Genomic DNA, 25,774 nt, shown 5'->3' with positions numbered 1-25,774 from the left:
CAAGCCCGCGGCCGATCGCTCCGGCGTGCGGCGGGAACCCTCGGTCAGGGCAGCAGCGACGGTCCCGGCGGCGGCACCGGCTCGGGATACCGGCCGCGGCGAGAACTCCGCTGATGGTCAGCGATGACGAAGTGGTACAACGCCCAGGCGACGACGGCCCCGATCAGCGGGCCCGCCAGCCAGGAAGCGATGTCGTCCCACTCGCCGCTGACCACGGCCGGGCCGAAGCCGCGGGCGGGGTTCAGCGCTCCACCGGTGACGGCGAGCAGTGCTGCGCTGCCGGCGATGACAGCGCCGCCGATTGCGAAGGGATAGATCGACAGCGGCGAGCGCTCGTCGGCCACGGTGCCGAACACCACGAGGATCAGGAACATCGTCGCGGTGGCCTCGAGTGCGATCGCGCCGCCCACGTTGATCAGCTCGTCGTTGACCGCGGGTGTCGCGACGGCCACCGCGTCGGTGTCGGAGGCCACAGCGACCAGGAGTGCACCCAGTGCGGCCCCGGCGAGCTGCGCCGCCCAGTAGATGCTGGCGCCGAGCGCGTCGATCTTCTTCGCCAGCAGCATGGCTAGCGTGATGGCGGGATTGAAATGGCCCCCGGAGACATGCCCCAGCGCGGCGACCATTCCCATGACGACGAACCCGTAGGCGAGTATGTTCGGCGTCACCTGACCGGCGAAGCTCATCGTTGCCACCGTCGCGAAGACCACGGACAGCGTGCCCACCCCCTCGGCGATCGCGTTCCGAAGCCAGCCGTCAGCCATCTACGAGCCCCTCCCGTCGTCGTCTACCCCACCCACGCCCACGGGCATGGCACCACCGGGACTTTATCGCGGATCCCAGGCGCTCACGGACTCGACCACGGTCGCCGGTGGCGTCGAACGCAAGGAAACCGACGAGCGGTGGCGGCCGTGACGGCGGGCGCATGCGTACCCGGCGATCGGCGAGGCACAAGGCACGTTCCGTCCGCTTGTGTAGTGCTGCCGTGCTGCCGTGCTGCCGTGCTGCTCAGGTCGCCACTCCAGTCCTGCCCTGCCTGCCGGCTTACGTAGGGACGCTGGCGTTGTATCGCTGCTCGAACTCGGCGGTCGCGGCATCGAGGTCGCCTTCGGCGCCGAGGCGGTACCAGAAATCCGGCAGTTGCTCCTTGGCCTGCTCAAGATCGATGGTCATCGAGTACGGGACCGTTGCCATGAAGGCGTCGATGTTCGTCCGGACGGTGTCGACGTAGAAGCGGGCGAGCGCCGGACGGTCCTCCACCGGAGGTTCGCGGCGGTGCGGAACGATCGCTTCCGAGAACGCCTTGACGATATTCGCGCGATGTCCGTTGTCCCATCGCCGAACGAAACTATCGGCAACTTCGGCGGGATCGCGACGGAGATGGACGAAGAGGGCATCGGCGAAGCGTGAGCGCAGTTCGCCGAGGAACCAGGACAGCCGATTGTCGGCCTCGATGTGGTTCTGCGGGTAGGCGAACCGCTCAGCGCCGACGGCAGGCGCGAGTGACTCGTGACCGGCGGTGTAGTTGTCGATGTGGCGGCACGACCGGACGAAGGTCACCGAGCCACACCGGCCCGTACACAACACGAACGCACGCAATTGGTCTCCCTGTGACGACTGGCAGGCAGACTGGCACCCATCGATCACGCTGTCCACGTACGCGCGGAGTCGTTGCCAGTCCTGCCGCCGGAAAGGGTAGTGTCACGCCCACGCTGACGAAGGAAGGTTGGACGAAGTCGTGTTGGGTATGACTGCTCGGCAGCTCGCGGTGGGTCTTGCCGCGGCGGCCCTCGGCCTCGCGACCGCGGTCCTCGGCGTCGCTGGCCAGACGGATCTCGCCATCGCCGCCCTCGGCCTCCTGCTGGCCGTACTGGTCGTTGCGGTCCTGGATATTCGCCGCAGACAGGGCGAGATGGCCAAGCGGCTGAAGCAGATGGCTGAGCGCGATCTAAGGCTGGCCCGAAACGTCGACCGCTTGCGCAGCCTGCCCGCTAACGTCGAGTCTTCCGGTCGGCGCACACTCGACGCCATCACAGGCGAGGTCCAGTCGACGGTTGGCAGGCTGGAGACCGCAGGTGACCGCGTCCTCACCGGCATCGCGCAGGAGCGCCTCGCCGCGGCCGAACGACATGTCGAGCTTGTGAGCCATGTCACCGGTATCGGCACCGCCGTCACCTCGGTCGCCGACGATCTGACCGGTCTCAAGAAGGACCTGGCCGGCACCGCGAAACTAGTCGACAACGCGCGGCGCGGCGTGCTGGCCGGGCTGGAGGAGCTGTCCCAGGGCGAGAAGCGCCGCCTCATCAGCCTGCGCGAGCACGTCGACAAGCTTGGATACGAGCCGGTCCGCCAGGTGCAGGCGCTGATGCAGCTCAACAAGCGCATCGAAGCCCGTGCGCCACTGCCTCCGACAGGTGGCTGGGCCATGGAACCGACGACGCTGCTCCGCCTGGTGCAACTGGTCGACCAGATCCGCCCCTCGGTTGTCGTGGAATGTGGAAGCGGCGCCTCTACGGTGTGGCTGGCTTACGCGCTGGAGTCGCTGGGCAGCGGGCGGCTGGTGGCTCTGGAGCACGACGAGCGATACGCCGAGCAGACCCGGCGGACCCTGAGCGAGCACGGACTCAGCGCCGTTGTCGAGGTCCGGCACGCGCCGTTGAGCGACGTCGAGGTCAACGGCGAGACCTTCACCTGGTACGACCCGAGCGCGGTGCAGGACCTGAAGGACATTGAACTGCTCCTGGTCGATGGCCCGCCGCGCGCTAGCGGGCCGCGGGCCCGCTACCCCGCACTGCCGCTGCTCGGCACGCGGCTTGCGCCGGGCGCGCGCATCGTGCTCGACGATGTTGACCGGACCGAGGAGCAGGAAGCCGCCGATGCCTGGCTGGCCGAGACTCCTGGGCTGGTCCGAGAGGGATCGGAGACCGACCGGTCGGCGCTGCTGAGCTACCGTCCCGGTTAGCGACGCTTCCCACTTCGGCCGACGTCCGAGGCGCCGGCGTCGAGACCGACGCCGAAGTCGGAGCCCGCCGACCAGACCTCGCCGAACAAGTTTCGGGCAGTGTCGCGCAGGTTGCCGTCGGATGAGCGCAAACTGCGGCTCAGAGCTCGTGTGGCCCAGAGCTCGACGGGCGACTCCAGCCCGGTGACGCTCACGCTGATCAACCCGTGGGTCCAGGCACGCAGCCGGGTGACCAGACGGCCGACGGCCTCCGGACCGAACCGCGCGCCGACCGGCACCAGCATGGTCGTGGGGCTCGGGAACCCGGTCCGCGGAGCATCGAGCAGAAGCCGTACCCGGCCGTCGTACTGCCAGTAGTCGACGAACAGGTCCCATTCCGGATTGTCGGCCACACCGACGATACCGACGGTCAAGTCGTCGAAGTCATTGGCCAGAAGATCATCGACGGTCCGCTGCGTGGTCACGAAGTCGGCCATACCCGAGGGAACGATCACGTGGAGATAGGGAACGGCCCATTGCCGGCCTCGAACGGAAGGCCGGTACCGCGGATGCGCGATGTGGTTGGCGATCAACGGTGCGCGCAGCCGGGCGATCTCGTTCCCTCGGCTGGCGAAGGACCGCTGGCCCTGGTGCAGGCTGTAGGCCATCCGCTCGGGGATCACCACGCCGCCGGCGGTGAAACAGCGGTAGCCGAACTCGGTGTCGACGATGCCCCGGCGTGGAAAGTGCGGGAACCCGCCCATCTCCTGGTAGAACAACCGCCGCGTCGAGACGCTGGCGCCGACCACTGCCCGCCAGAGGTCCTCTCGGTCCTGGACGAGGTCGTCGGTCTTGTCGAGCAACTGCTCGATCCACATGTGCGGCTCTGTGGCACGGCCGGCCACGGCACGTGCCACGCCGCCGTCGGCGATCGCCGCCCGGACCTGCGAGGGAGTGACGCCCTTGACGTCGACGAAGTCGCGGAAGCCGAGGACCACGGCGTCGTCGATCAGCTCGTGCCAGCGGGCATGCGCCTCGACGTGGTGGCGGTCGGCGATGATGTCCGCGTCGAGGAACAGCACGACGTCGCCGGTCGCTGCCCGCGCACCCACGTCACGGGCATGTCCGGAGCCGTGACCACCGCCTTCGACCCGGATGACGCGTGCGGGAACGGGCAGGTCGCCGGGCAGGACCAGGGCCGGTTCAGAGCGGTCGTCCACCACGACGATGTCCAGGAGGTCCTTCGGATGGCTCTGCTCCGCGAGCGCTGCGAGCGCGAGGTCCAACTCGCCCTGGCAGTCATGCGCCGGGATGACCACGGTGACCGACACCGGGTCCGCGGCCGGCTCACCGACCGCCCGCGGCGAAAGACTGCGCCAGTCGTTCCGCGCCGCGGCGGTGCGGCGAGCGGTCATGACCATGTGAGACTCCTTGGACTCGAGAACGGTGCCAGACTCTAGCGACACGCCTCGGGTATCGTCGCCACGACTCCGGAAGGCGGACACGAGCTTGGCTGCATTGGGAATGCTCATCACGAGCGATGAGACACTAATTGATCTCGCTTCGGGACGTAGTTGCGACACCGTGGTCGATTTCTCCGAATTGTTTGCAGGAGAGATCAATAACGGTGACGCACCGTGGAGCCGAATCCTGCTCGTGGCCGATTCCGTGACCGTTCTCCGGGCCATGCTGCCGCAACTCGTCGCCCTGCCCTACGAGAGCAAGGTGTTCGAGGTCGTCGTCGGAGGGCTGCCCAAACGCGAGCTGGTCCGGCTGCCGCACGGCTCGGTCGGCATCAGGGCTGTCGTCACGGCCGAGCAGGACATCATCGAGGAGCCCGTGCCGCACGCGCGGTATGCCGTGCGCTTCCGCGGCGTGCTACCCCTCGCCGACCCCCTGGCTGCAATGCTCGAGGGCGGGTCGTCGACCTTCCAGCGTCCGGCGGCGGGACTGCGCGTCGGCATCGAGCACGACGCCGCCGACGCGATGCCCTGGGTCTGTGGCGACCCCTCGGCCGTCAGGTTCGGCGGTAGCATGCCAGCCGGCGCCGATGGCCCGTTCTCGGTGGACGTCGTCCTCACCTCCGGCGACGCCGCGCCGGCGGGAAAGCCCTCTCTCGAAGCGCCGGTGATGCTCGCTGTCGGCGGACCAGCGCGGCGGCCGTCCTGGCGCGACCTGGTCGACGCGCCGCGAGGCGATGTCGAGGCATTCGTGGCGCGTGCTCAGGAACCCGGCATCCTCCCACCGGTCGACACCGACACCTTGCGTCCGGTGGGTTTCCGCCCCGACGTCGAAAACGACGAGGTCCGGCTGCGACGGTTGGGCGGCTGCGACGTGAGCCACTTCGCCTTCGACGGCCCCGGAGAATGGACCAGTGCCCACTTCGACGACTGGTCGGGGCTGAGCGACCGGGTCGTGGACGAGCTCAGAGGCTTCCGGGCCGTGCATGACGATCCCCAGGCGCACCAGGGGCCGGTCCAGCACGCCGCGTTCCTGGCCCAGGCCGCAACGGCCGCCCTGCCCATCGTGACTTCGGGTCTGGGCGACACCGTCCGCCGATTGCTCGGCGAGCCGCTCGCGCGCGAGCTCTCGGCAGTGACGCAGCGGGATCTCGCCGATCCGGTTCGCCGTGAGGCGTACGCGATGTCGATCCGTCGGCTGGCCTTCGCGCGGCACGGGACGCGGGGACGATGGGCCTCCGTCAGCCGGCAGCTCGGCCGCTGGACGCGTCCCTCCGTCACTGTGTCGGTGATCCTGCCGACCAAGCGGCCTGAACTGCTCGCGCGCATCGCGGAACAGCTGCGGCGGCAGACGTGGCCCGAGGTCGAGCTCGTGCTCGGCCTGCACGGCATCGAACGCGGGCACCCGCGGGTGCGCGAGCTGGAGGCGGCCTACGACCGGCCGCTGGTGATCGCCGAGGTGCCCACCACCCGCTCACTCGGCGACATGCTGAACGACCTTTGCGACCTCGCGTCCGGCGAGCTGGTCGCCAAGATGGACGACGACGACTGGTACAGCGAGCACCACCTCACCGACCTCGTGCACGCCGCCGAGTACTCACGCGCCGATCTCGTCGGTTCCGGGGCGGAGTTCCTCTATCTCGAGGCCCTCGACCTCACCGTCCGTCGGCACCGGACCAGCGGCCACCGATACACCAACCGAGTTCCGGGAGCGACCCTCCTGATGCCGGTGCACACGCTGCGCGGCGTCGGCGGCTGGCGGCCACTCCATCGGGCTGTCGACACCGCGCTCGCCCACGCCGTCACCCAGTCCGGTGGGTCCATCTACCGCACCCACGGCCTCGGTATAGTCGTCTACCGCGCAGCCTGGGGCCACACCTGGGATCCAGGCGTGGAATACTTTCTCCGCGGCGACGTCCATCAGTGGCCCGGCTTCGCACCGCCGCCCGGCATCCTCGGGGCAGCTCCCTCCGTGGCATCTGCGCCATCCAGTTGGTTCGACCAGCCTCGAGACAGGTGAAGGACATGACGTCGACAGCCGAGGAGATCTTCGGACACGGGTATCTTGTCTCGGCGGGCCCAGACTGGGCCGATGTCACTGCTCCGTGGCCCAGTCTCACAGTAGGAGCACTCACTTATCGCTTCCAGCACCGGACCGCCTACGCCCATTCCGTGGCGCAGACGGCCCGTGATCGAACCCCCGAGGTCGTGCTCATCGGCCACGCGGTGGACGTGGAACACGGCACCAGCGACCGCCATTGGATCGCGGCCTACGTCGCGTCGCTGGCTGCCGAGCACGGCCTGGACGCCGTGGTGCGGTACGTCGCCTACCTCGGCGGCCGGTTCACGTGCTTCGTCCATGATGGCGACGAACTCACGGTGATCCCGGACTGCCATGCGACTCAGTCCGTCTACTGGTCCGGCTCCGGCCGGGACTTTGTCGCTTCATCACACGTCGAACTGGCCGGCCAAGCCGCAGACGCTGCCGTCGATGAGCACGCACACGACCTGTACGACACTCTCGTCGAGATCCGTGGCTCGGCTGGCACCAAATACCTTCCCGGAATCGCAACAGCGTACAGATCCGTGCGGCCGCTCATCCCGAATTGTCTGCTGGAGGCCGATCTCGCCAGTGGCCGAACGGTGCACAGGCGGTTCTATCCCTTTGAGGAACTCCGCGAGATGGATGTGAAGGTGACCTATGAGCGGTTCGAGGAGCTGTTTCGCGCCCACCTACGGCTCTTGAGCACATTCGGGCCAGTTGGCATCTCCGTCACATCCGGGCTGGACAGCAGGACCACGCTCGCAGGCGGCCGCGAGTTCCTGCCGCCCAATTCGTTCGCGTTTACCTTCTATCGATCCACCAATCCTGCGGATGCACATGCCGAGGATCTGTACGGTGGCAACCAGACGGCGTGGAACTACCAGCTGCCGCACCGCGTGATCCGTTGGGACGGACGCATCAAATCGCCGGCCTTCGACGCCATCTTCACCACAACCTTCCCTCGTCTGAGTCAGGCCCGAACCATCGCCCAAGCGTTCTACGACGGCCTTCCTCGTGACTTCTTTCACTTCCAGTCGACCATCGCAGAGACGGGCACCGTCTTCTACAAGCGACGTGAGGTCACCGAGATCTCAGCGCAACGACTCACTCATCTCTGGCACGGCGCCGATGTCGCACGAGTAGAGTCTCTGGTAGCCGCCTTCGAGGAGTTCATCCACTATGCCGACTTTCGGGCCGACAACCTCCACGGCTACGACTATCACGACCTCTTCTACTGGGAGCACCGCAACTCCCGGTGGGCTGCCAACCGGTACCACGAAGCCGACCTGGCCCACCGCGTTCTACTGCCCTTCAATCAGCGCAGCCTGATCGAAACCATGCTCAGCCTGCCCTTCAAGGACCGCGCCGACAGGGTGTTGCTCCATCATTTGATCGATCGGTTCCCGCCACCCGCTGAGTGAGGCCGGTCGCCTCATCGCGTCTGCCGTCCCTCTGCTCGTTTACACTGGCGGCCGACAGATGCGACGTTTCCGGGCACGTCGTCGACAGGAACCCACCAACCAGATGCGCTACTCCTCCGCGACAGATGTGCCGCAGGTCGTGCCGCCGCCAATCGAGGCGGCAGCGGGTCGCGTCACCGAATCGGAGCGGCGCACGAGCAGCCAGCGGTTTCGGGGGGACATCCAGGGCCTGCGGGCGGTCGCGGTGCTCGCCGTCCTCGGATTCCACACAGGTATGCCGCTCCTGTCCGGCGGATTCGTCGGTGTCGACGTGTTCTTCGTGATCTCCGGCTTCCTGATCACCGGGCTGATCGACCGCGAGATCGGACGGACCGGCCGGCTCCGGCTCAGCCGGTTCTGGGCCCGCCGTGTCCGGCGTCTCCTCCCAGCCACGGCGGTCGTGCTGGTGACGGTCGGAGCCATGACCCTGCTCGTGCTACCGATGACGCGGTGGTCGTCCGTCGCATGGGACATCGCGACCAGCGCGCTCTATGTCGTGAACTGGCGGCTCGCCGACCAGTCGGTCAGCTATCTGGCCAGCGACGACGCCCCGAGCCCCGTCCAGCACTACTGGTCCCTCGCGGTCGAGGAGCAGTTCTACATCGTCTGGCCGCTGATGATCCTGCTCGTGTTGTGGCTGCAGCGCAGGTACCGGCTGCCGCTCACCAGGGCCATGCTGACCGGCATCGCCGCCATCGGCGTGCCGTCGTTCATCTGGTCGATCGTGCTCACCAAGACAAGTCCTGGCCCCGCCTACTTTGTGTCGACGACCCGGCTGTGGGAGTTGGCCATCGGCGGTGCGCTGGCGATCCTCGCGCACCGGATACCACGGCTGCCGGCGGTGTGGGCGCATCTCCTCGGTGTCGCCGGGCTGACCGCCATCGTCCTCGCCGTCGTCACGTTCGACGCGGCGACGCCGTTCCCCGGCATCGCCGCGCTGGTACCGACACTGGGTGCGGCCGCGGTCATCGCGGCAGGCACCGTCGGCCGGCGGACCATCAGCGACCTTGTGCTGGATACCCCGATCATGCGAGACATCGGCACGCTTTCGTACTCGCTGTACCTGTGGCATTGGCCGCTGCTGATCGGGGCAGCGGCGATGTGGGGCGAAGACAACGAGCTCCCCGTGACCATCGCCGTGACGGTGGTCGGTTTCTCCGTTGTACCCGCCTGGCTGACGCACCGACTCGTAGAGGCACCGATCCACAGGGCCAAGGTCTTCGTGCGGTTGCCCGGCTGGGCGGCAGTGCTCGGGGTCGTGTGCACAGCCATCGGCGTCGCCACGGCCGTGATCGTCTCGCTTGCCGTCCCCAAGCAACCGTCCTATGCCGTAGGCGGCGAGGCGCCCGGAGCCGCAGTTCTCGATGCGATACCGGCTCAGGACCCCGACGGACGCCCAGCCGACTCCGTCGACCTTCTGGTCCCAGATGTGCTCGCCGCACGCGAAGATCTCGCCACGCTGGGCGGGGAACCGTGCATCAGCGAGCTGGAGGGGACCGAGCTCGAAGCGTGTAGCTACGGGCCCGAGGACGCGGACGTGACGATGGCTCTGGTGGGTGACTCCAAGGCGCACCAGTGGTTGCCGGCGTTCCAGCGTATCGCCGACGAACGGGGTTGGCGTATCCTCACCTACCTCAAGAGCGCCTGTCCCCTCGCCCGCGTCGACATCAAGTACGAGGACAGGGCGAACCAGGACTGCGCCGAGTACAACGAAACCCGCTACGACCGCCTGCACGAGCTCGAGTCAATCGACTATGTCGTCACGTCTCAGGTGGCATCCCAGGCTTACCTCGGTCCCAACGAGTCCCAGCGGGAGCAGACCGACGCGATGGTCGAAGATCTCCGCAGAACCTGGACCGGCCTGGAAGATGCCGGGCGCCAGGTCATCGTTCTGGTGGACAACCCGAATCCGGAACACGAGGTCATCGAGTGCGTTGCTGAGCACGGGGACGAGCTGAGCGCCTGTGCATTCCCCCGTGCCATAGGCGCGGAACGCGGCGGTGCTCCCGCCCAACTGGCCGCGCTGGAGGGCCTTGACGGCGTGAGTTCGGTCGACGTGAACGACTACATCTGTCCGGGCGATATGTGCCCCGCCGTGATCGGAAACGTGTTGATCTATCGACGCGGTTCGCATCTGACCGCTACCTATGTCGACTCACTGACGCCGCGTCTCGACGAGGCACTGATCGCGGCTATGCGGTGAGGACTGCGGCCTGGGCACGGCTGCGCTCATCTCCGAATGCGGCTGGTCACGGTCGAGACGCAGGTGCTCTCGTCAGGCACGTACCGGGCGGCCGATCGGTGGGAGCTCACGCACCAGTTCCCGAGTCCTGGTGACGGGACGGCGCCGGCGCTCTGGCTGGGCCGGATCGTCCATTCCGGGCATGCCGGCACGTCGCCGATCGAGCTTCCCGGCGTCGTGTTCCACGGTGAGCAGACCCCCAACAGGGTCGACGGCATCGACAACGCACCGCCGTTCAACAAGTGGCGGATCCGCACCATTCGCAACGGGACCGGTGGCCGGATCTCGGTGAACTACCGGGACACCGAGTGCACGCCGTCGAACGTGCCGAACGCGCCCGAGTCCAACACGATGAACTGCTTCCCGGTGTTCTACACGCCCGAGGGCGCGGACGAACCCGAGGAGCACTGGTTCCACAAGTACCTGGTCGACTCCGTCGTCGTCGACGACCTGTACCAGAACGAGCTCGCGCAGGAGACCCACTACAGCTACGAGGGCGAGCCCGCCTGGGCGTATCAGGGCAGTGAGCTGATCCCCGAGGACCAGCGCACCTGGGGCGACTGGCGCGGCTACGGCACGGTCGTCACCACCGTCGGCGTCGGCGAGCTGGACCGCGAGCCGATCGAGACGGAGACCCTCTACATGCGCGGCATGGACGGCGACCACCTGCCCAGCGGGTCCCGCGACGTCGACGTCACCGACTCCGAGAACGCCTCGATCGAGGACCACGAGCGTCTCGCAGGATTCGTCCGCGAGAGCATCACCTACAACGGTGACCAGGTCGTCTCGAAGGCCATCCATGACCCGTGGCTCTCCGCCGCCACCGCCACCGACGGCACCGACACCGCACACATGGTCAACCTGCGACGCACGCGGACGTGGACGGCGAAGCTGCCCGACCTGGGCTGGCGCACCACCGACGTCGCCTACACCTATGACTCCTACGGGTTGCGCACGCAGGTCGACGACCGCGGCGACACCTCCACGACGTCGGACGACCTCTGCGCCCGCACGACCTTCGTGCGCAACACCTCCGCGCACATCGTCGCGCTGCCGTCCCGGGTCGAGACCGTCTCCGTCGAATGCGAGGCGACACCGACGAGGCCGGGTCATGTGGTCACCGATCAGCGGTTCGCCTACGACAGCGGCGCGGTGGGCGCGGCTCCCACCCGCGGCAACGTGACGCTGACCGAGGAGCTGGACTCCTGGAGCTCCGGGCCGGTCTACGTCCAGACCAGCTCCGCGACGTACGACGCGTACGGGCGGCCGACCTCGTCGACCGATGCGCTGGACCGCACGACCGCTCTGGCCTACGTCAACGTGTCCACCGGGCTCACTCAGAAGATCACCACCACCAACCCCGCTGGTCACGCGTCCACCACGACAATGACCACCTACCACGGCAACCCGGTCTCCGTCGTCGATGCGAACGGAGCGACCACGTCGCTCCAGTACGACACCTTGGGCCGGCTGCGGAAGGTCTGGGGACCCGACCGCACCACCACCGACACGCCGACGACGGAGTACGTGTACAGCGTCCGCAACGACACGTTCAGCAGCGTGGCGACCAAGACGCTGCTCCCGACCGGCGCGACGGCGATCGGTTACGAGCTGTTCGACGGCTGGGGCCGGGTCCAGCAGACCCAGGTCCCGTCGGCCAGCGAGGCGGAGCCTGGCCGGCTGATCGTCGACACCGAGTACGACTCGCGCGGTCTCGCTGTCCGGGTCGACGGCCCGTACTTCAACTCCTCTCCGCCGTCAGCGACCGGTTTCGCACCCTCGACGACCGTCCCCGCGAGCACCGAGACGACGTATGACGGTGCCGGTCGGCCCGTGATCTCCGCCTTCCTCAAGAACAACGACGAGCAGTGGCGGACGGTCACGGAGTACCGCGGCGACCACACCCGGGTCACCCCGCCGAACGGCGACACCCCGACCGCCGTGTTCCAGGACGCACGCGGCCGGACGCAGCGGCTGCTGCAGTTCCACGGAGACTCGGCCGCGGGCGCCAACGATGCGACGCGCTACACCTACACTCCGGCCGGCCAACTGGCGACGGTGACCGACCACGCCGGGAACGTCTGGTCGTACGAGTACGACCTGCGCGGCCGGCAGATCGAGAAGAACGACCCCGACACCGGCACCACACAACTGACGTACGACGACGCCGGCCAGCTCACGACGACGACCGACGCGGAAGGGCGGACCCTCGCGTTCACGTACGACGCGCTGGGGCGGAAGACCTCGACGCGGCAGGGCTCCGTCACCGGCACAGCGCTCGCCGAGTGGACCTACGACACGCTCGAGCTCGGCCAGCTGACCTCGTCGACCCGCCGCGAGGGGGCGGCCGCGTACACGACCGCCGTCACCGGCTACGACGCGGCCTATCGGCCCCTCGGGACCCGGGTCACCATCCCGACCGCCGAAGGGACGCTCCTCGATGGGAGCTACACCTTCACTAACAGCTACAACGTGGACGGCTCTGTCGCCACGACGACGATGCCCGCCATCGGCGGTCTGCCGGCCGAGACGCTGCAGCACCGGTACGAGGCGACCGGCGCCGAGGACTGGATGTACGGCTACAACACCTACGCCGTCGACACCATCTGGTCGCCTTACGGTGAGATCCTCCGTCGCGGGCAGGGCCAGTACGGAACGGCGTCGTGGCAGACCAACGAGTACGACGCCGGCACCCGCCGGCTCACCCGGTCCCGGATCGACCGCGAGGACCAGTCGGTCTACTCCAACGTGAGCTACGGGTACGACGAGGCCGGGAACATCACCCGGGTCGCGGACCGGCCGACCGGCGGCACGCAGGACATCCAGTGCTTCGAGTACGACTATTTGCGCCGCCTCACCCAGGCCTTCACGGCCACCGACACTGGCTGCGACACGGCGGATCTCCCGCCGGCTACGGGCACGTCGAACAAGTATTACCAGGAGTACACGTACGACCTGACCGGCAACCGGACCTCGCGTACCCGTACCCGGCTGTCGTCGACCGGAACCCCGACCGAGACGACCACAACTTACGCGTACCCGGCCGCCGGTTCCCCGCAGCCGCACACGCTGACATCGACGACCACCGGCTCGACCACGACCTCCTACACCTACGACGACACCGGCAACACGCTGACCGCCGGCAACAAGACCTTCACGTGGGACCTCGAGGGCCGGGTCAAAACCGCAAACACCTCAGCCGGCCCCTCGTCGTTCATCTACACCGCCGACGGCGACCGGCTTGTCCGTCGCGACCCGGACAAGGTGACCATCTACCTGCCCGGCCACGAGCTCGAGCTGAACCTCAACACCAATGCAGTGACGGCCCGGAGGTACTACGCCTTCGCAGGCGAGACCCTCTCCGTCCGGAGCCCCGGATCCGACGGCCTGCAAGACCTGTTCGGCGACCACAACGGCACCGCCGACACCGCCATCGACGCAGACGCCGGCGCGGTCAGAAACAGAGAACGCGATCCGTTCGGCAACTACCGCGGCAGCACCGGCGGCGTGACGAGCTTCCCGACCGACCGCGGCTTCCACACCGGCATCGAAGACGACGCCACCGGCATGATCCAGATGGGCGCCCGCGCCTACGACCCGACCATCGGCCGCTTCCTCTCCGTAGACCCGATCATCGACCACACTAACCCGCAGCAGATGAACGGCTACGCATATGCCAGCAACAACCCCATCACCGGAAGTGACCCCACCGGCCTCTACGTCCAGATGGACGGTGGAGGGATCTCGGGGCACCAGGACCCACCGGACCAGGGACGGCCACCCTCCTATTTCGAAAGCGGTGGTGGTGCCCAAGCAAGCGACGTGAGCACTGGTAACTCTGGCGGCGGATACGAATCCCGCCCAGAGCCATCTCCATCCCCGGGCCCGGCACCGCTTCCTGGTCTGAAGTGCCTCGGTGATTGCTGGGCAACCGAGAAGCAGGTCCTCAGCATGGTCATCCCGTTTTGGGACCTGCCTGCATGCATTAGCAATGGCGATCCCATCAGCAGCGAATGCGGGTCCACCGCGCTCGACGCAGCACCACCCAAGAGGATTATCGAAGCGATCGGACTCATCGTCTACCTACGAAAACTTAAGAATCTCGATGAGGGGAGCAGTAGCGTCTGGGACCAAAAACCACTGCTGCGTGGCAGACAATTGGAGCAACAGCTTGGTCAGAACCTACCCCAGAATTTTCCAAAGATCGATATCTTCGAGAGGGGTCGAGCCACAAGCATTAAAACGATCAATCTCGCGGCGCCGAGCTATCAGCAATCGAGTCGGCTAACCAGTCGCCTGAACACCTACATACGCGATGTCGAGCGCTTCACAGGGGCCAACCATGGGGGCATCCGCGTCAGCGCGGACATGATAACCTCACGACGACTACGGATTGGCGTCCCCCCAAACTGGACGCAAGCGCAGGCTGACGCCATTTCCAGGTCCTTTGAATATGGGCAAAGGCGAGGTGTCGATGTGGAGATCGTGATCATCCAATGAGCGGAAGCGCAAATGTCATCGAGCGCGAGAAGTCACTGATTATCGCCAGCTACTCTCCCACCGATATGGGCCCGCGGGTAATCAATGACTGGATTACTGTAGTCCCGGCGACGATCCGAGATGACGAACTTGGCTCTCTCGTACTACAGGCCCTTGAAGCTGGCACGCAGGAGATAGCATTCCCACCTCTCAACGAATTGGGCTCCAACTCACCGCGAATGCGCCGATTGTACAGCCTCGCTGGGATTCGGACATTCAAGCAGTATATGACGGCGTCCAAGTCTGTCACTGTCGAGCGGCCCGGTGATCACTTAATAGTCACGGCAGAGGAGAATAAGGGGACGTCGGGTGGGTTTGAAGCTTTGGACTTTGCGATCACGCTGGACGCGGTAGATCCGCCGAATGTCGGGCAAGCAGTGCGACGCGCACTCGAGCACGCCATCTGACAGATCGCCGATCGGAGCCCCGCAACGTCACTCGCGACGCGCGGCCGAGCCATTCTCGACACACCTGTTGGATCCAGCCGGCATCGAGGACGAAGTGCTCTGGATCCCGGGCGACACGAGGTAGGCATAGGTCTCGACCGGCACTCTCGTGGCGCCGAGTTCTGCACCATCCTTCGCAGACCTCATACCAAGTACCCTGACCACGGCCTTACTGAATCGTGAGAACGGCCGATCGAAGGACGCGTTCAAGCCAGTCCCGATAAGCGGCCTGGGTCCAGCCGGCATCCAGCACGAAGTGTTCGTGCGTCTCGGGCGCCACGAGGTAGGTGTAGGTCTCGACCAGCACCTCCCGTGGCGCTGAGCTCTGGACCATCCCCCGCGCCGCCAGCGCGTCGATCGCGTGCCCACAGTCCACCCGCCGCCGCTCCATGTGCTCCTTCAGCGCGGCCCGCAGAGCGGGATCGGAGTTCGCCGCGCTCGTGAACGCCCGCCACAGCCGGCTCGACGCCGCATTGGCGGCCGCGAGGAAGTCGACCAGGGCGGCGAGAAACTCGTCACCGTCCGAGATCGAGAGCAGTTCCACCCCGACCTCCTTCTCGGCGATCAGCTCGCGGCTGTCCGACCCGGTGAAGGCCTGGTGGAACGCCGACAACAGCAGGTCGCGCTTCGGACCGACCGCCTTGACGGTCTCGACGGAGACGCCGGCTTCGCGGGCGATGTCGGTCAGCGACGTTCCCGCGTAGCCGCGCGCGCTGAAGCACGTTCCGGCCGCCGTCAGCACGGCCCGCCTCGTCTGCGCGGCCTGCCGGGCGCGTAGCTCCGAGTGATAAGTCCGCTTGCCCTCAGCCAATTTGACTTGCCTCCTGAGGTAGTCAATACTCTCGAACGACTTCAAACATACGCCGGGGGACGTCGCCGCATGCTGTCCGTGCTCATCTGCTCCACGCCGATCCACGGTCACGTCGTCCCGTTGCTGGCGGTGACCAGGCATCTCGTCGCGCAGGGGCATCGGGTGCGGTTCCTGACCGGACGACGGTGGCAGCCTGCGGTCGAGGAGGCCGGCGCCACGCACCTCGCCCTCCCACCCACAGCCGACTACGACGAGCGCGACATGAACGGCGCCTTCCCGGGCCGGGCGGGGCTGTCCGGGCCGAAGGCGATGCGCTTCGACATGACGAAGGTCTTCCTGGCCCCGCTCGCCGCCCAGCTGAACGCCGTCGACACCGCGATCGAGAGCGAACACACCGATGCCGTCCTCGCCGAGAGCCTGTTCCTCGCCGCCGGCGCGTTCGCGACCCGCCCGCGAGCAACCAGACCGCCGCTCGTCTACCTCGGCATCGTCCCGCTGCCGTACAAGAGCCGGAACACCGCGCCCTACGGCCTCGGCCTCCCACCCAGGAGCGGCCCCACAGGCCGCCTGCGCAACGGCGCCCTCCACACCCTCGCCGAGAAGGTCGTCTTCGCGCCCGTCCAACGGGACTGGCGGCGGAGAACACGAGAAGCCACCGGCACCGCGAACCGCGAGTTCGTCATGAACTGGCCCGTCCTCGCCGACGCGATCGTGCAGTTCAGCGTCCCCGCCTTCGAGTATCCGCGCGACCCCGCGCCGAAGAACCTGCACTTCGTCGGCCCGGTGTCCCGACCGCTACCGACCGATCAGAAGAAGCCCGACTGGTGGGACGAGCTCGACGGCACCCGCCCGGTCGTGCACGTCACCCAGGGGACGCTGGCCAACCAGGACTTCGACGAGCTGATCGCTCCGACCCTCGAAGGACTCAGAGATGACGACGTCCTCGTCGTCGTCAGCGCCGGCGGCCGCGACACCACGACGCTGCCGAAGCTGCCCGCCAACGCCCGCGCCGCGAGCTTCCTGCCCTACGACGAGCTGCTCCCCCGCACCGACGTCATGGTGACCAACGGCGGCTACGGCGGCGTCCACTACGCCATGGCCTACGGAGTCCCGCTCGTGGTCGCGGGGAGGACGGAGGACAAGGTCGAGGTGACGGCGCGGGTCGCGTGGTCCGGTGCGGGCATCGACCTGCGGATCAACCGCCCACGACCGGACCACATCCGTGAAGCCGTCCGGCAGGTCCTGGCCGACCCCCGCTACCGGCACGCAAGCACCGTGGTCGGCGAGCAGATCGCCGCCGCACCGGGCGCCGCCGGCCTCGAACGGATCATCGCCGGACTGGCGGCACCGGCGAACACCGCCACCTGAGACCCCGCGTGGTGTCCCGCAACCGGGGGGCCGGGACACCGCGCGGCACGTCGCCCGGACACGGCTGATGTCATACGGTCCTCGCGATCAACCTCGCCGATCTTCACATTGTGCTGCTGTAGCATCTCCGAGTGGTGCGCCGCCGTGCAACGCATCCACGGGCGCCGGCGTCATCATGGTGTGGCTGCGTCGATGGGAAGTCGGGGAGCAAGGTGGGAGCACGACTCACGGACTACGGGCAGGCCGGCTAGCGCCATGCGCGTTCTCGTCCTGACGGTGGTTCACGACCCGGAAGACGCACGCATCAGGCATCGCCAGATCGTCGCCCTCCGCGAGGCCGGGCACGACGTGACGCTGGCAGCGCCGTTCACCGGCTACGGCCGCGACATCCCGCCGGACCTCGGCGTCATCGACATCCCGCGGTCGCAGGGCCGGCACCGCTTCCACGCGGTCCGCACGGCTCGCCGGCTGTTGAAGCAGCACGGCCGCGACTACGACATCGTGCTCATGCACGACCCCGAGTTGGTACTGGCGACCGTCGGGCTCGACGTGCCGGGCCTGGTGTGGGACGTGCACGAGGACACCGCCGCCGCGCTGCGCATGAAGACCTGGCTGCCGCGGTTCAGCCGGCCCGCCGGCGCGGCGCTGATCCGGGTCATCGAGCGCAGCGCCGAGCGCCGCATGCCGCTGCTGCTCGCCGAGGAGTCCTACGCCGGCCGCTTCCGCAAGGAGCACACCGTCGTCCGCAACAGCGTCGCCATCCCCGACGAGGTCAGCGCGCCGGTCGACGAGCGCGTCATCTACCTCGGGCGGCTGACGGCGGCCCGCGGCGCCCTCGACCTCGTCGAGCTGGGCCGGCGGCTGGCGCCGGAGATCATGGTGCACCTGGTCGGCCCGGCCGACGCGGACTGCGCCGCCGTCATCGAGGCCGCGCAGGCCGGCGGCGCCGTCGTCTGGCACGGGTTCGTCCCCAACGACGAGGCGCTGACGATGCTGCCGGGCGCGCTCGCCGGCCTCAGCCTGCTGCACGAGCAGCCCAACTACGCGCACTCGCGGCCCACCAAGATCGTCGAGTACATGGCGCACGGGCTGCCGGTCATCAGCACGCCCAACCCGGCGTCGGCGGAGCTGATCATGCGGCACCGCTGCGGCACCGTCGTCCCGTTCGGCGACGTCGATGCTGCTGAGGCGGCCGTTCGCGAGCTCCGGAACAACCGCGAGGAACGACGGCGCATGGCCGAGGCCGGGCGGGCCGCCGTCGTCGCGCACTACAGCTGGGACGCCGACGCCGACCTGTTCGTCCACTCCCTGGAGAAGCTGGCGCACGCGACGTCACATTGAGCCACGGGTGGGTACAGTTTCACCTTTCCGGACACCATCAACCACGGAGATTCGATGCACCGGGCGATTCGCGCGCTTCTCGGCTCCCGCTGGCCCCTCCTCGGGATGCTCGGCGCGGTGGCGGCGCTCGTCGTCGCCGTGGTCATCGTGGCCGACGGCGGCAGCCTCGCCCAGGCGGCACTCGCGCTCCTGCTCGGCCTGGCCCTCCTCGGGCTGGTCGTCGTCGGAGCCAGCGCCCGCGAGGCCGAACAGCGTGCGCGCAAGGTCGAGAAGCAGCTCAAGGAGCTCGCCGCGACCACCCGTACCATCGCGTCCACCGTCGAGGCCATCGGGCGGCGGCAGAACGACCCCTCCGGCGGCCCGCTCGCCGCGATCATCGGCGCTCAGCGCGTCGACGCCGCCGTGCGCCACGACGAGCTGGTGGGGCTGCACGAGGACCTGCGCACCACGCTGACCGAGGACCAGCTGGGCGAGCTGTCCGCGCTGGCCAACCTCTACGCCGTGCTCGGCACCGACGACGAGGTCCCGGTGTTCGGCGGGTATGCGGCGTCGCCGCAGACGGTGCTCCGGCTGGTGTCGCTGGTGCGCCGGCTGCCGCAGGACGCGCTGATCGTCGAGTGCGGCAGCGGCAGCTCGACGGTCTGGCTGGCGCTGGCCTGCAGGCGGGCCGGCCGCGGCCGCGTCGTGGCACTGGAGCACCACGAGCGCTACGCCGGACGCACCCTCGACGCGCTGGCGCGGCAGGGCCTCGACGACGTCGCCGAGGTGCGGGTGGCGCCGCTCGAGCCGGTCACCGTCGGCACGGAGAAGCACGACTGGTACGCCGGATCCACCTGGTCCGATCTGCGCGGCATCGACCTGTTGTTCGTCGACGGGCCGCCTGCCTATGTCGGCACGCGCTCGCGCTACCCCGCGCTGCCGCTCCTCGCGGCCGCCCTCGACGACGGCGCGCTGGTCGCCCTCGACGACGCCCAGCGTCCCGCCGAGTCCGACATCGCCTCGGACTGGCTGGCAGAGGGCGCCGACGGCGTCCGGCTCACCGACGGCGGGCTGGTCGGGCGGACGCGTTTCTTCACCGCGAGCCGCAGCTGACGCCGTCGCCCCGTCGTCAGCCGCCGGGCGAGCCGTCGACGAGCATGCCCTGACGGGTGACGTCGACGACGGCCGGCCGGACGCCGATCTCCGAGCCGCTGACCCAGTGCACCCCGAACAGCCGCCGCGCGGTCTCGTCGATGCCCCCGTCGGCGACGTGCCGGCGGGCCCGGTGCAGCGCCCGGGTGGCCCACAGCTCGACCGGCGGGCGGGGCTCGTCGGACACCGTCGCGCGGACCAGGCCCACCGCCTCGGACTCCGACAGCGCCAGCAGCGTCCCGACTGCCGACCGGCCGATGGCCACGCCGGCCGGGACGACCAGCGAGAACGGCGCCGGGAAGCCGGTGCGGACGGGGTCGGGCGCGAAGCGGACCCGGGCGTCGGCGGCGAAGTAGTCGATGACCCAGCGCGGCAGCTCCTTGCTGGGCGACACCGTGACGACGAGGTCGGTGTAGGCCGAGGCCAGGATGCTGTCGACGGTGATCTGCACCTCCTCGGCCGTCCCGCTGGTGGCGTCGACGACGGCGTTGACCACCGGCACCTGCCACATGCGCCCGACGTCGGACGGGCGGAACAACGGGATCGGCAGGTGGTTCGCGGCGAGGCCGGACCGCTCGCGCTTGATCTCGTCGCCGCGAGTGGCGAAGTTGCGGGCGCCCTGGTGGTAGCTGCGCGCCGACGGCTCCGGAATCAGCACCCCGCCGGCGGTGAAGATGCGGTAGCCGAACTCGGTGTCGACGATGCCGCGCAGCCCGAACGTCGAGAACCCCCCGCTCTCCGCGTAGAGCGCGCGCGGCGCCGAGACGCTGGCCCCGACGACGGCGAGGAAGGTGTCGTCGGCGTACCTGGTGAGCCGATCGGCCTCGCGGATGAAGTCTTCCTGCCAGGTGTGCCGCTTCTGCTTGCGGCCGTCGAGCAGCTGGTCGAACGTGTCGCCACGGGTCGCGTCGAGTACGTCTCCGGCCGTGATGTCGTCGAAGTCGACGAACAGCTTGTACCCGATCACGACGGCGTCGGCGACGGCGTGGTGCCAGCGGGCGTGCGCCTCGACGTGCGTGCGCGTGGCGACGATGTCGGCGTCGAGGAACAGCACGACGTCGCCCGTGGCGGCCTCGGCGCCGGCGTGCCGCGCGCGGCCGGAGCCGTGCCCGTCGCCCGGCGGCAGCCGCAGCACCCGCGCGCGCTCCGGATGGATCGCGGAGAGCCGCAGCGGCTCGGCGGACGCGTCGTCGACGACGATGACGTCCATCAGCTCGGCCGGGTACGTCTGCGCCGCCAGCGCGGCCAGCGTCAGCTCGAGCTCGTCCTGGCAGTCCTTCGCCGGAAGCACCACCGTCACCGACAGGGTGGGCGCCCAGGTGCCGAGATCCGGCACCGCGACGGTGGTCCACTCCTGCCGCGGGACGGCGACCGGCGTCCGGACCGTGGTCGACATCGTTCCTCCGCTGCAGCCGGGTAGGGTGGGGGCCGCCGCTCTCCGGGCGGCGACACTTCGAGAACCTACCGGGCCCCGTGATGCCGACCAAAACCGACCTCCCACCAGCAGCGATATCTGACCCGTTCGTCCCGGACTGGGCCGGCCTGGCCGCACTCGCCCCGTCTGCGCTGAGTGCGGCGGCGGGCGCCATCGTCGCCGCGCCGCTGCCCGCGGTGAACACCACGCTGGTCTCTCCCGCCGGCTTCGACCCCTTCGACGACGACGGCCCCGGCTCGCCGCCGCGGCGCCTCACGCACCTGCGGACGCAGCCGTCCGGCGAACTGCGGATCGACGACGGCCGCACCCGCCTGGTCGAGCTGGACCGGCCCGCCGTGGTGTCGGCCGCCCAGCTGGCCGCGCTGCGCCCGTACGCCGGCGTGCGGGTGCCGTTCGGTGCCGGCGCCGGCCCGGTCGAGCTGGCCGGACTGTTGCGCCAGCTGCTGGTGGGCGGGGTCCCGGTCCTGGCGCCGGACCTGCCGCTGGTGGTCCGGCGGCTGCTCGGCACAGAGCTCGGCGGGCTGGTCGCCGGGCTGACGAAGGCGACGCTGGCCGACCCCGACCGGCGCGAGCGGTGGTCGGTCGCGGCCCGGCGGGCTGCGTTGCGGTCGGCGACCTCGGCCGCCGGTGTCGCCTCCTCGCCGCCGTCGGTCACCGCCGTCGTCCCTCCTGGTGATCGTGCGCTCGCGCGCGACCTGCGGCGGCAGACCTGGCCGGCGCTGACGGTTCGGGTCGCCTCGGGCGCTGTGGAGCGACGGCGGGCGCTGGAGTCGTGCGAGACGGAGCTCGTGACGCTGCCGGCCTCTGGTCTGAGCTACGCGGCCGAGCACATCGAGGACCTCGTGCTCGGGCGCGGCTACGGCCAGCGACCGCTCAGTGGGGCGGTCGTGCGACGGACGTACCTGCCTGCTCTGGACGTGACGGTGCGGGCGGCCGGCTCCGGGGCAGGCGAGCGGCCGGCGACGGTCCTGACGGCGGCGACGGTGCTCGGCTCGCCTGCCGACCTGCTGCGGCTGGGCGTGGACTCGCTGGAGGACGCTTCGGCGACCGTCGACGTCGGCGACGACGGGTACGCCATCCACGACCTCGGCGTGCAGCGGGTGGTCCGCGACGCTGCCGGCGTCGAGGCGGCGTTGCGCGCAGGTGGACGGCAGTTGGTGGGAACCGGCCGGGTCGATCCCGGGTACGCGTCCTACTTCGCCCGCACCGCCTGACGCTCGCCTGGGGCTCCGTCCGCCGGGCCGAGTGGGCGCACCACCCCCATGAGGCGGGTGCCCGCGGCTCAGAGAGCGGTACCAGCCGGCTAGCGGGCCAGGTCGCGTTCGACGTGGAGCTTGCGGACGGTCTCGACCAGCTCCTCGGCGCGCGCGTCGAAGGAGTGCTCGCGCCGCACCAGCTCGGACAGCTTCTCCCGCGCCGCAGCGCGCTCCGGCGTCTCCGCGAGCTGAGCGTTCACGGCGGCGGCCAGCTCCTGCGGCGTCGTGTACGTCAGCACGACGTCGCCGAAGACGTCCTCGATGCCGGGAACGACGTCGGTCACGATGCGCGCCCCACACGCCGCCAGGTCGAACAGCCGGTTGGACATGAGGCCCTCGGCCTTCATGTCGTCCCAGTGGTCGTTCAGCACCACGCCGGCCGCGGCGTAGACGGCGGGGAGGTCCTCGTTGGGGATGTACTCGCCGAGCCAGGCGCCCTCGGGCAGCAGCCCGCGCCAGCGCACGCCGTAGACCGACGGCACGATGCCGGCCGACAGCGCGGCACCGACGGAAGCCCGCATCCCGCGGGCGTTGCCCACGAACAGCACGTCGTGGCGGCGGCGGGGGTCGGGCGGCACCGGACGGAAGCGATGAGCGTCAGTGGCCTGCAGCAGCGGCCGGACCGGCGCGCCGAGGTCGGTGGACATCCGCCGCGCCAGGCTGGTGGAGGCCGCGAAGACGGCGTCGAAGGAGGCCAGCTCGCGGCGGGTGACCCGCTCGGGATGGCTGATGACCCACGACAGGTTGATCTGCTGCGGATTGACGGTGTAGACGCTCACCCCGCGCAGTACGAGCGCGACGTCGTCGAAGCGGGAGGTGGGGCGGTACCAGGCCCGCTTGGCGTCGATGACGGCCTCGTGTCCCAGCCGCTCCAGCGCCTCCTTGAGCCCGATGGCGAAGTGCCAGTCGCCCCAGTTGGTACGGCGCTCGACGTCGGGCGCGCCGATCTTGATGGCCCAGCGCAGCGGCCGCTCGGCGCGGTCGCGCACGACGATGGGGTCGAACCCCCAGTGGGTCGGTGCGCCGCCGTCGTAGCCGACGATCGTGTACCCGCGCGCGCTCCACACCGCCACGTCGTCCTGGCCGACGGTGTCCTTCCAGCGGCCGGTGAACAGCTCGGCGTTGTCGGTCGCGGTGGTGGTGGCCGACGCCGTGGTGCGACGCTCCGGGGTTTCGGTGAGCGCGACCACCGCCGCGGGCTCGTACCGCAGCGCCCGCCCGGTCCGGCGGGCCAGCCGCAGGCTGAGGTCGGGGTTGTCGATGTCGTTGACGAACAGCGGGTCGAAGCCGCGGACGGCGGCGAAGTCGGCGGCCCGGACGGCCAGCGCGACCGGCGACAGGCCCGACGGGGCCGACGGCGCCACGACCTCGGCGGCGTCGCCGGGAAAGCGGCGGAAGAGGTGGTGCGGGTGCGCGCCGCGGGCGAACGCCGCGCCGGCCGACCACACCGTGCCGTCGCGCAGCAGGACCAGCGGCTGGACCGCCGCGGCGCCGTCGGCCAGGGCCGCCGTCAGCGGCGCGAGCCAGCCCTGCTCGACCCAGGCCGCCGGGGGCAGGAAGACGACGGTCTCGCCGGTGGCGTGCGCCGCGCCGATGGTGCGCGACAGCTCCGTCGACAACCGCTGCGTCTGCCGCAGCACGCGCACGTTCGGGTACCGGATGGTCAGGAACTGCAGCCGCATGGCCTCGGCCTCGGTCGCCTTGGCGTCGACGATGACCACCTCGACGTCGTCCTCGGTGACCTCGAACAGCCGCTCGACGGTGGCGGTGACGGCCTGGGCGTCGTCGCCGGCGTGGATGACGACGGACACCGTCCCCGGACCGCGCGAGGACAGCCCGGCGTCGACGGCGTCCCAGTCGACCAGGTGCTTGGCGCGGATGACGAAGCGGTAGCCGAACAGCTCGTTGATGGTGATGCGGTCGCTGCGCTCCTCCCACGCGTCGTAACGGGTCGCGATGAACGGCGCGAGCTCGAAGTCGGTGACCGCCGACATGCGGATGAACAGGTCCCAGTCGACGTTGCGGCGCAGCTGCTCGTCGAACGTGCCGACCTCGTCGAGCAGCGACCGCTCGTGCAGGACGACGATGCAGTCGATGAAGTTGCGCTCGACCAGCGCCTCGCGGTTGAACGGCAGCGACCGGTAGCCGGTGCGGCCGTTCTTCTTCTCCTCGGCCAGCTCGGAGACGGCGTAGCCGAACCGCAGGCCGCGGGTGCGCACGAACGCGACCATGACCTCGAGGAAGTCGTGCGACCACACGTTGTCGGAGTCGAGGTACGCGACGTACTGACCGCGGGCCTGCGCGAGCCCGGCGTTGCGGGCGGCCGAGACGCCGCCGGCCCGCTCGCGGCGGACCAGCTCGATGCGCTCGTCGCCCAGCAGCGCCTCGACCGCCTCGGCGGTGCCGTCGGTGCTGCCGTCGTCGACGACGACGAGCTGCCAGTTCCGGTACGTCTGCGCCACGACGGACTCGATGGCGGTGAGCACGCCCTCGCGCCGGTCCTTCGTCGGGATGACGACGGTGACCAGCGGCGGCTCCTCGGCGCGCCGGGCGTAGTCGGCGAGGACGCCCCGCTTGAACGCGTCGGCGGCCTCGTGGTCGAAGCCGGCGGCCGTGCGCGGCAGGTGCTCCCAGCCGCGGGTCTCGTGCATGAGCCGGCGAGTGCGGCGGGCGAAGTCGGCCAGCGGCGGGCCCTGCACGTCGCCGAAGGCGCCGGTGTAGGCCTCGACGTCGAAGGCCGCGCTGGGCCGCGCGCCGGACTTCCAGCCGGTCTCGAGGTAGTGCCCGAGCGGCCCGCCGCGGTGCTGGGCGGCCTCGGGGTGCTGCTCGGTGTAGAACTCGGGGTCGAACAGCGGGTGCGGCGACAGCCCGCGGCCGATGCCGCGGTTGAGGTAGTGGATGAACGGCGCGACGTCGAGCTTCTTGGGGCTCCTGGGGTGGTCGCGGTACCACTCGCTGACGAAGCACGGGTTCGGCGAGACGTCGGTGGACGAGCCGACGGTGACGTAGTGGTCGACGGGGTCGACTCCAGCGGGGATCGGCTCGCTCAGCTGCTCGCGGTACCAGTCGGCGTCGAACAGGCCGCTGGACCTGATGGCCGAGGCGACGCGCCGCCGCCGGGCGACATCGTCGAGGTACGCCTGCGGCAGCACCTTCTTGACGAGACGACGGACCCTGCCGACCGGCAGTTTCATGCCACGAACTCCTTGGGGACGATCTTGACCCAGACTGCCCCAGGCCATCGGACCCAAGTGCATCGGCCGCATTCGGACCCTCGGTATCTTAGACGCTTCACGAGGG

At 69.3% G+C, this 25,774-nt stretch carries 15 protein-coding genes; 9 read left to right on the top strand and 6 right to left on the bottom strand.

Annotated features, from left to right (window positions below; translation table 11 throughout):
• Nucleotides 1-44 precede the first annotated feature (44 nt).
• Both E1212_RS03035 and E1212_RS03030 read right to left on the bottom strand, forming a co-directional pair.
• A complete protein-coding gene (locus tag E1212_RS03035) occupies nucleotides 45-764 on the bottom strand; it encodes an MIP/aquaporin family protein (protein WP_131978916.1) in 720 nt (239 codons plus the stop codon).
• 280 nt (nucleotides 765-1,044) lie between these two features.
• Nucleotides 1,045-1,560: a hypothetical protein gene (locus E1212_RS03030; protein ID WP_131978913.1), complete on the bottom strand. Its 516-nt coding sequence runs from the start codon at nucleotides 1,558-1,560 to the stop codon at nucleotides 1,045-1,047.
• A 166-nt stretch (nucleotides 1,561-1,726) separates the two neighbouring features.
• Between E1212_RS03030 and E1212_RS03025 the strand changes: the two genes are divergently transcribed.
• Nucleotides 1,727-2,962, top strand: coding sequence for a class I SAM-dependent methyltransferase (locus E1212_RS03025; protein ID WP_131978910.1), 1,236 nt, complete (start codon nucleotides 1,727-1,729; stop codon nucleotides 2,960-2,962).
• On the opposite strand, the gene E1212_RS03020 is transcribed toward E1212_RS03025, so the two are convergent.
• Complete coding sequence (locus tag E1212_RS03020) at nucleotides 2,959-4,473, bottom strand: glycosyltransferase family 2 protein (RefSeq protein WP_162605277.1); 1,515 nt, start codon at nucleotides 4,471-4,473, stop codon at nucleotides 2,959-2,961. The two genes, E1212_RS03025 and E1212_RS03020, sit on opposite strands and share 4 nt — an antisense overlap.
• Here E1212_RS03020 and E1212_RS03015 point away from each other — a divergent pair.
• The 4 genes from E1212_RS03015 (at nucleotide 4,466) to E1212_RS03000 (ending at nucleotide 14,647) form a co-directional block, all read left to right on the top strand.
• On the top strand, nucleotides 4,466-6,421 hold the full coding sequence (locus E1212_RS03015; RefSeq protein ID WP_131978904.1) for a glycosyltransferase family 2 protein: 1,956 nt from the start codon (nucleotides 4,466-4,468) through the stop codon (nucleotides 6,419-6,421). The genes E1212_RS03020 and E1212_RS03015 overlap by 8 nt on opposite strands.
• Complete coding sequence (locus E1212_RS03010) at nucleotides 6,418-7,866, top strand: hypothetical protein (protein ID WP_131978901.1); 1,449 nt, start codon at nucleotides 6,418-6,420, stop codon at nucleotides 7,864-7,866. Before E1212_RS03015 ends, E1212_RS03010 begins: the two co-directional genes overlap by 4 nt.
• Nucleotides 7,867-7,924: 58 nt before the next feature.
• Nucleotides 7,925-10,108, top strand: coding sequence for an acyltransferase family protein (locus tag E1212_RS03005; protein ID WP_131978898.1), 2,184 nt, complete (start codon nucleotides 7,925-7,927; stop codon nucleotides 10,106-10,108).
• A 681-nt stretch (nucleotides 10,109-10,789) separates the two neighbouring features.
• A complete protein-coding gene (locus tag E1212_RS03000; protein ID WP_162605275.1) occupies nucleotides 10,790-14,647 on the top strand; it encodes an endonuclease toxin domain-containing protein in 3,858 nt (1,285 codons plus the stop codon).
• 654 nt (nucleotides 14,648-15,301) lie between these two features.
• On the opposite strand, the gene E1212_RS02995 is transcribed toward E1212_RS03000, so the two are convergent.
• Entirely contained in the window at nucleotides 15,302-15,874 is a 573-nt protein-coding gene (locus tag E1212_RS02995; RefSeq protein WP_162605274.1) for a TetR/AcrR family transcriptional regulator, read from the bottom strand.
• A gap of 138 nt (nucleotides 15,875-16,012) precedes the next feature.
• Here E1212_RS02995 and E1212_RS02990 point away from each other — a divergent pair, with 138 nt between their 5' ends.
• From E1212_RS02990 to E1212_RS02980, 3 genes are all read left to right on the top strand, one after another.
• Nucleotides 16,013-17,311 carry a glycosyltransferase gene (locus E1212_RS02990; protein ID WP_131978889.1) on the top strand — a complete coding sequence of 433 codons (1,299 nt, stop codon included), beginning with the start codon at nucleotides 16,013-16,015 and terminating at the stop codon, nucleotides 17,309-17,311.
• Nucleotides 17,312-17,566: 255 nt separating this feature from the next.
• Entirely contained in the window at nucleotides 17,567-18,652 is a 1,086-nt protein-coding gene (locus E1212_RS02985; protein WP_131978886.1) for a glycosyltransferase, read from the top strand.
• A 54-nt stretch (nucleotides 18,653-18,706) separates the two neighbouring features.
• Nucleotides 18,707-19,744 carry a class I SAM-dependent methyltransferase gene (locus tag E1212_RS02980; protein ID WP_131978883.1) on the top strand — a complete coding sequence of 346 codons (1,038 nt, stop codon included), beginning with the start codon at nucleotides 18,707-18,709 and terminating at the stop codon, nucleotides 19,742-19,744.
• A 16-nt stretch (nucleotides 19,745-19,760) separates the two neighbouring features.
• On the opposite strand, the gene E1212_RS02975 is transcribed toward E1212_RS02980, so the two are convergent.
• Entirely contained in the window at nucleotides 19,761-21,179 is a 1,419-nt protein-coding gene (locus E1212_RS02975; protein ID WP_131978880.1) for a glycosyltransferase family 2 protein, read from the bottom strand.
• An 80-nt stretch (nucleotides 21,180-21,259) separates the two neighbouring features.
• On the opposite strand from E1212_RS02975, the gene E1212_RS02970 reads away from it, so the two are divergent.
• Complete coding sequence (locus E1212_RS02970) at nucleotides 21,260-22,432, top strand: hypothetical protein (protein WP_131978877.1); 1,173 nt, start codon at nucleotides 21,260-21,262, stop codon at nucleotides 22,430-22,432.
• An 89-nt stretch (nucleotides 22,433-22,521) separates the two neighbouring features.
• Here E1212_RS02970 and E1212_RS02965 read toward each other — a convergent pair whose 3' ends face one another.
• Nucleotides 22,522-25,668 (bottom strand): glycosyltransferase, encoded by a 3,147-nt coding sequence (locus tag E1212_RS02965; RefSeq protein ID WP_131978874.1) that lies wholly within the window; start codon nucleotides 25,666-25,668, stop codon nucleotides 22,522-22,524.
• Nucleotides 25,669-25,774: the final 106 nt, after the last annotated feature.

The sequence above is a fragment of the Jiangella ureilytica genome (genome assembly GCF_004348545.1).
GTDB lineage: Bacteria > Actinomycetota > Actinomycetes > Jiangellales > Jiangellaceae > Jiangella > Jiangella ureilytica.
The sequence above is the reverse complement of the archived record's forward strand: the minus strand, read 5'-3'. Positions and strand labels throughout refer to the sequence as shown.

Excerpts from the sequence above, each read along its gene's own strand:
- E1212_RS02975 (WP_131978880.1), bottom strand. The coding sequence starts at position 21,179 with ATGTCGACCACGGTCCGGACGCCGGTCGCCGTCCCGCGGCAGGAGTGG.
- E1212_RS02965 (WP_131978874.1), bottom strand. The coding sequence starts at position 25,668 with ATGAAACTGCCGGTCGGCAGGGTCCGTCGTCTCGTCAAGAAGGTGCTG.
- E1212_RS03015 (WP_131978904.1), top strand. The coding sequence starts at position 4,466 with ATGCTCATCACGAGCGATGAGACACTAATTGATCTCGCTTCGGGACGT.
- E1212_RS02970 (WP_131978877.1), top strand. The coding sequence starts at position 21,260 with ATGCCGACCAAAACCGACCTCCCACCAGCAGCGATATCTGACCCGTTC.
- E1212_RS03035 (WP_131978916.1), bottom strand. The coding sequence starts at position 764 with ATGGCTGACGGCTGGCTTCGGAACGCGATCGCCGAGGGGGTGGGCACG.
- E1212_RS03020 (WP_162605277.1), bottom strand. The coding sequence starts at position 4,473 with ATGAGCATTCCCAATGCAGCCAAGCTCGTGTCCGCCTTCCGGAGTCGT.
- E1212_RS02985 (WP_131978886.1), top strand. The coding sequence starts at position 17,567 with ATGCGCGTTCTCGTCCTGACGGTGGTTCACGACCCGGAAGACGCACGC.
- E1212_RS03000 (WP_162605275.1), top strand. The coding sequence starts at position 10,790 with ATGCGCGGCATGGACGGCGACCACCTGCCCAGCGGGTCCCGCGACGTC.
- E1212_RS02990 (WP_131978889.1), top strand. The coding sequence starts at position 16,013 with ATGCTGTCCGTGCTCATCTGCTCCACGCCGATCCACGGTCACGTCGTC.
- E1212_RS02980 (WP_131978883.1), top strand. The coding sequence starts at position 18,707 with ATGCACCGGGCGATTCGCGCGCTTCTCGGCTCCCGCTGGCCCCTCCTC.
- E1212_RS03005 (WP_131978898.1), top strand. The coding sequence starts at position 7,925 with ATGCGACGTTTCCGGGCACGTCGTCGACAGGAACCCACCAACCAGATG.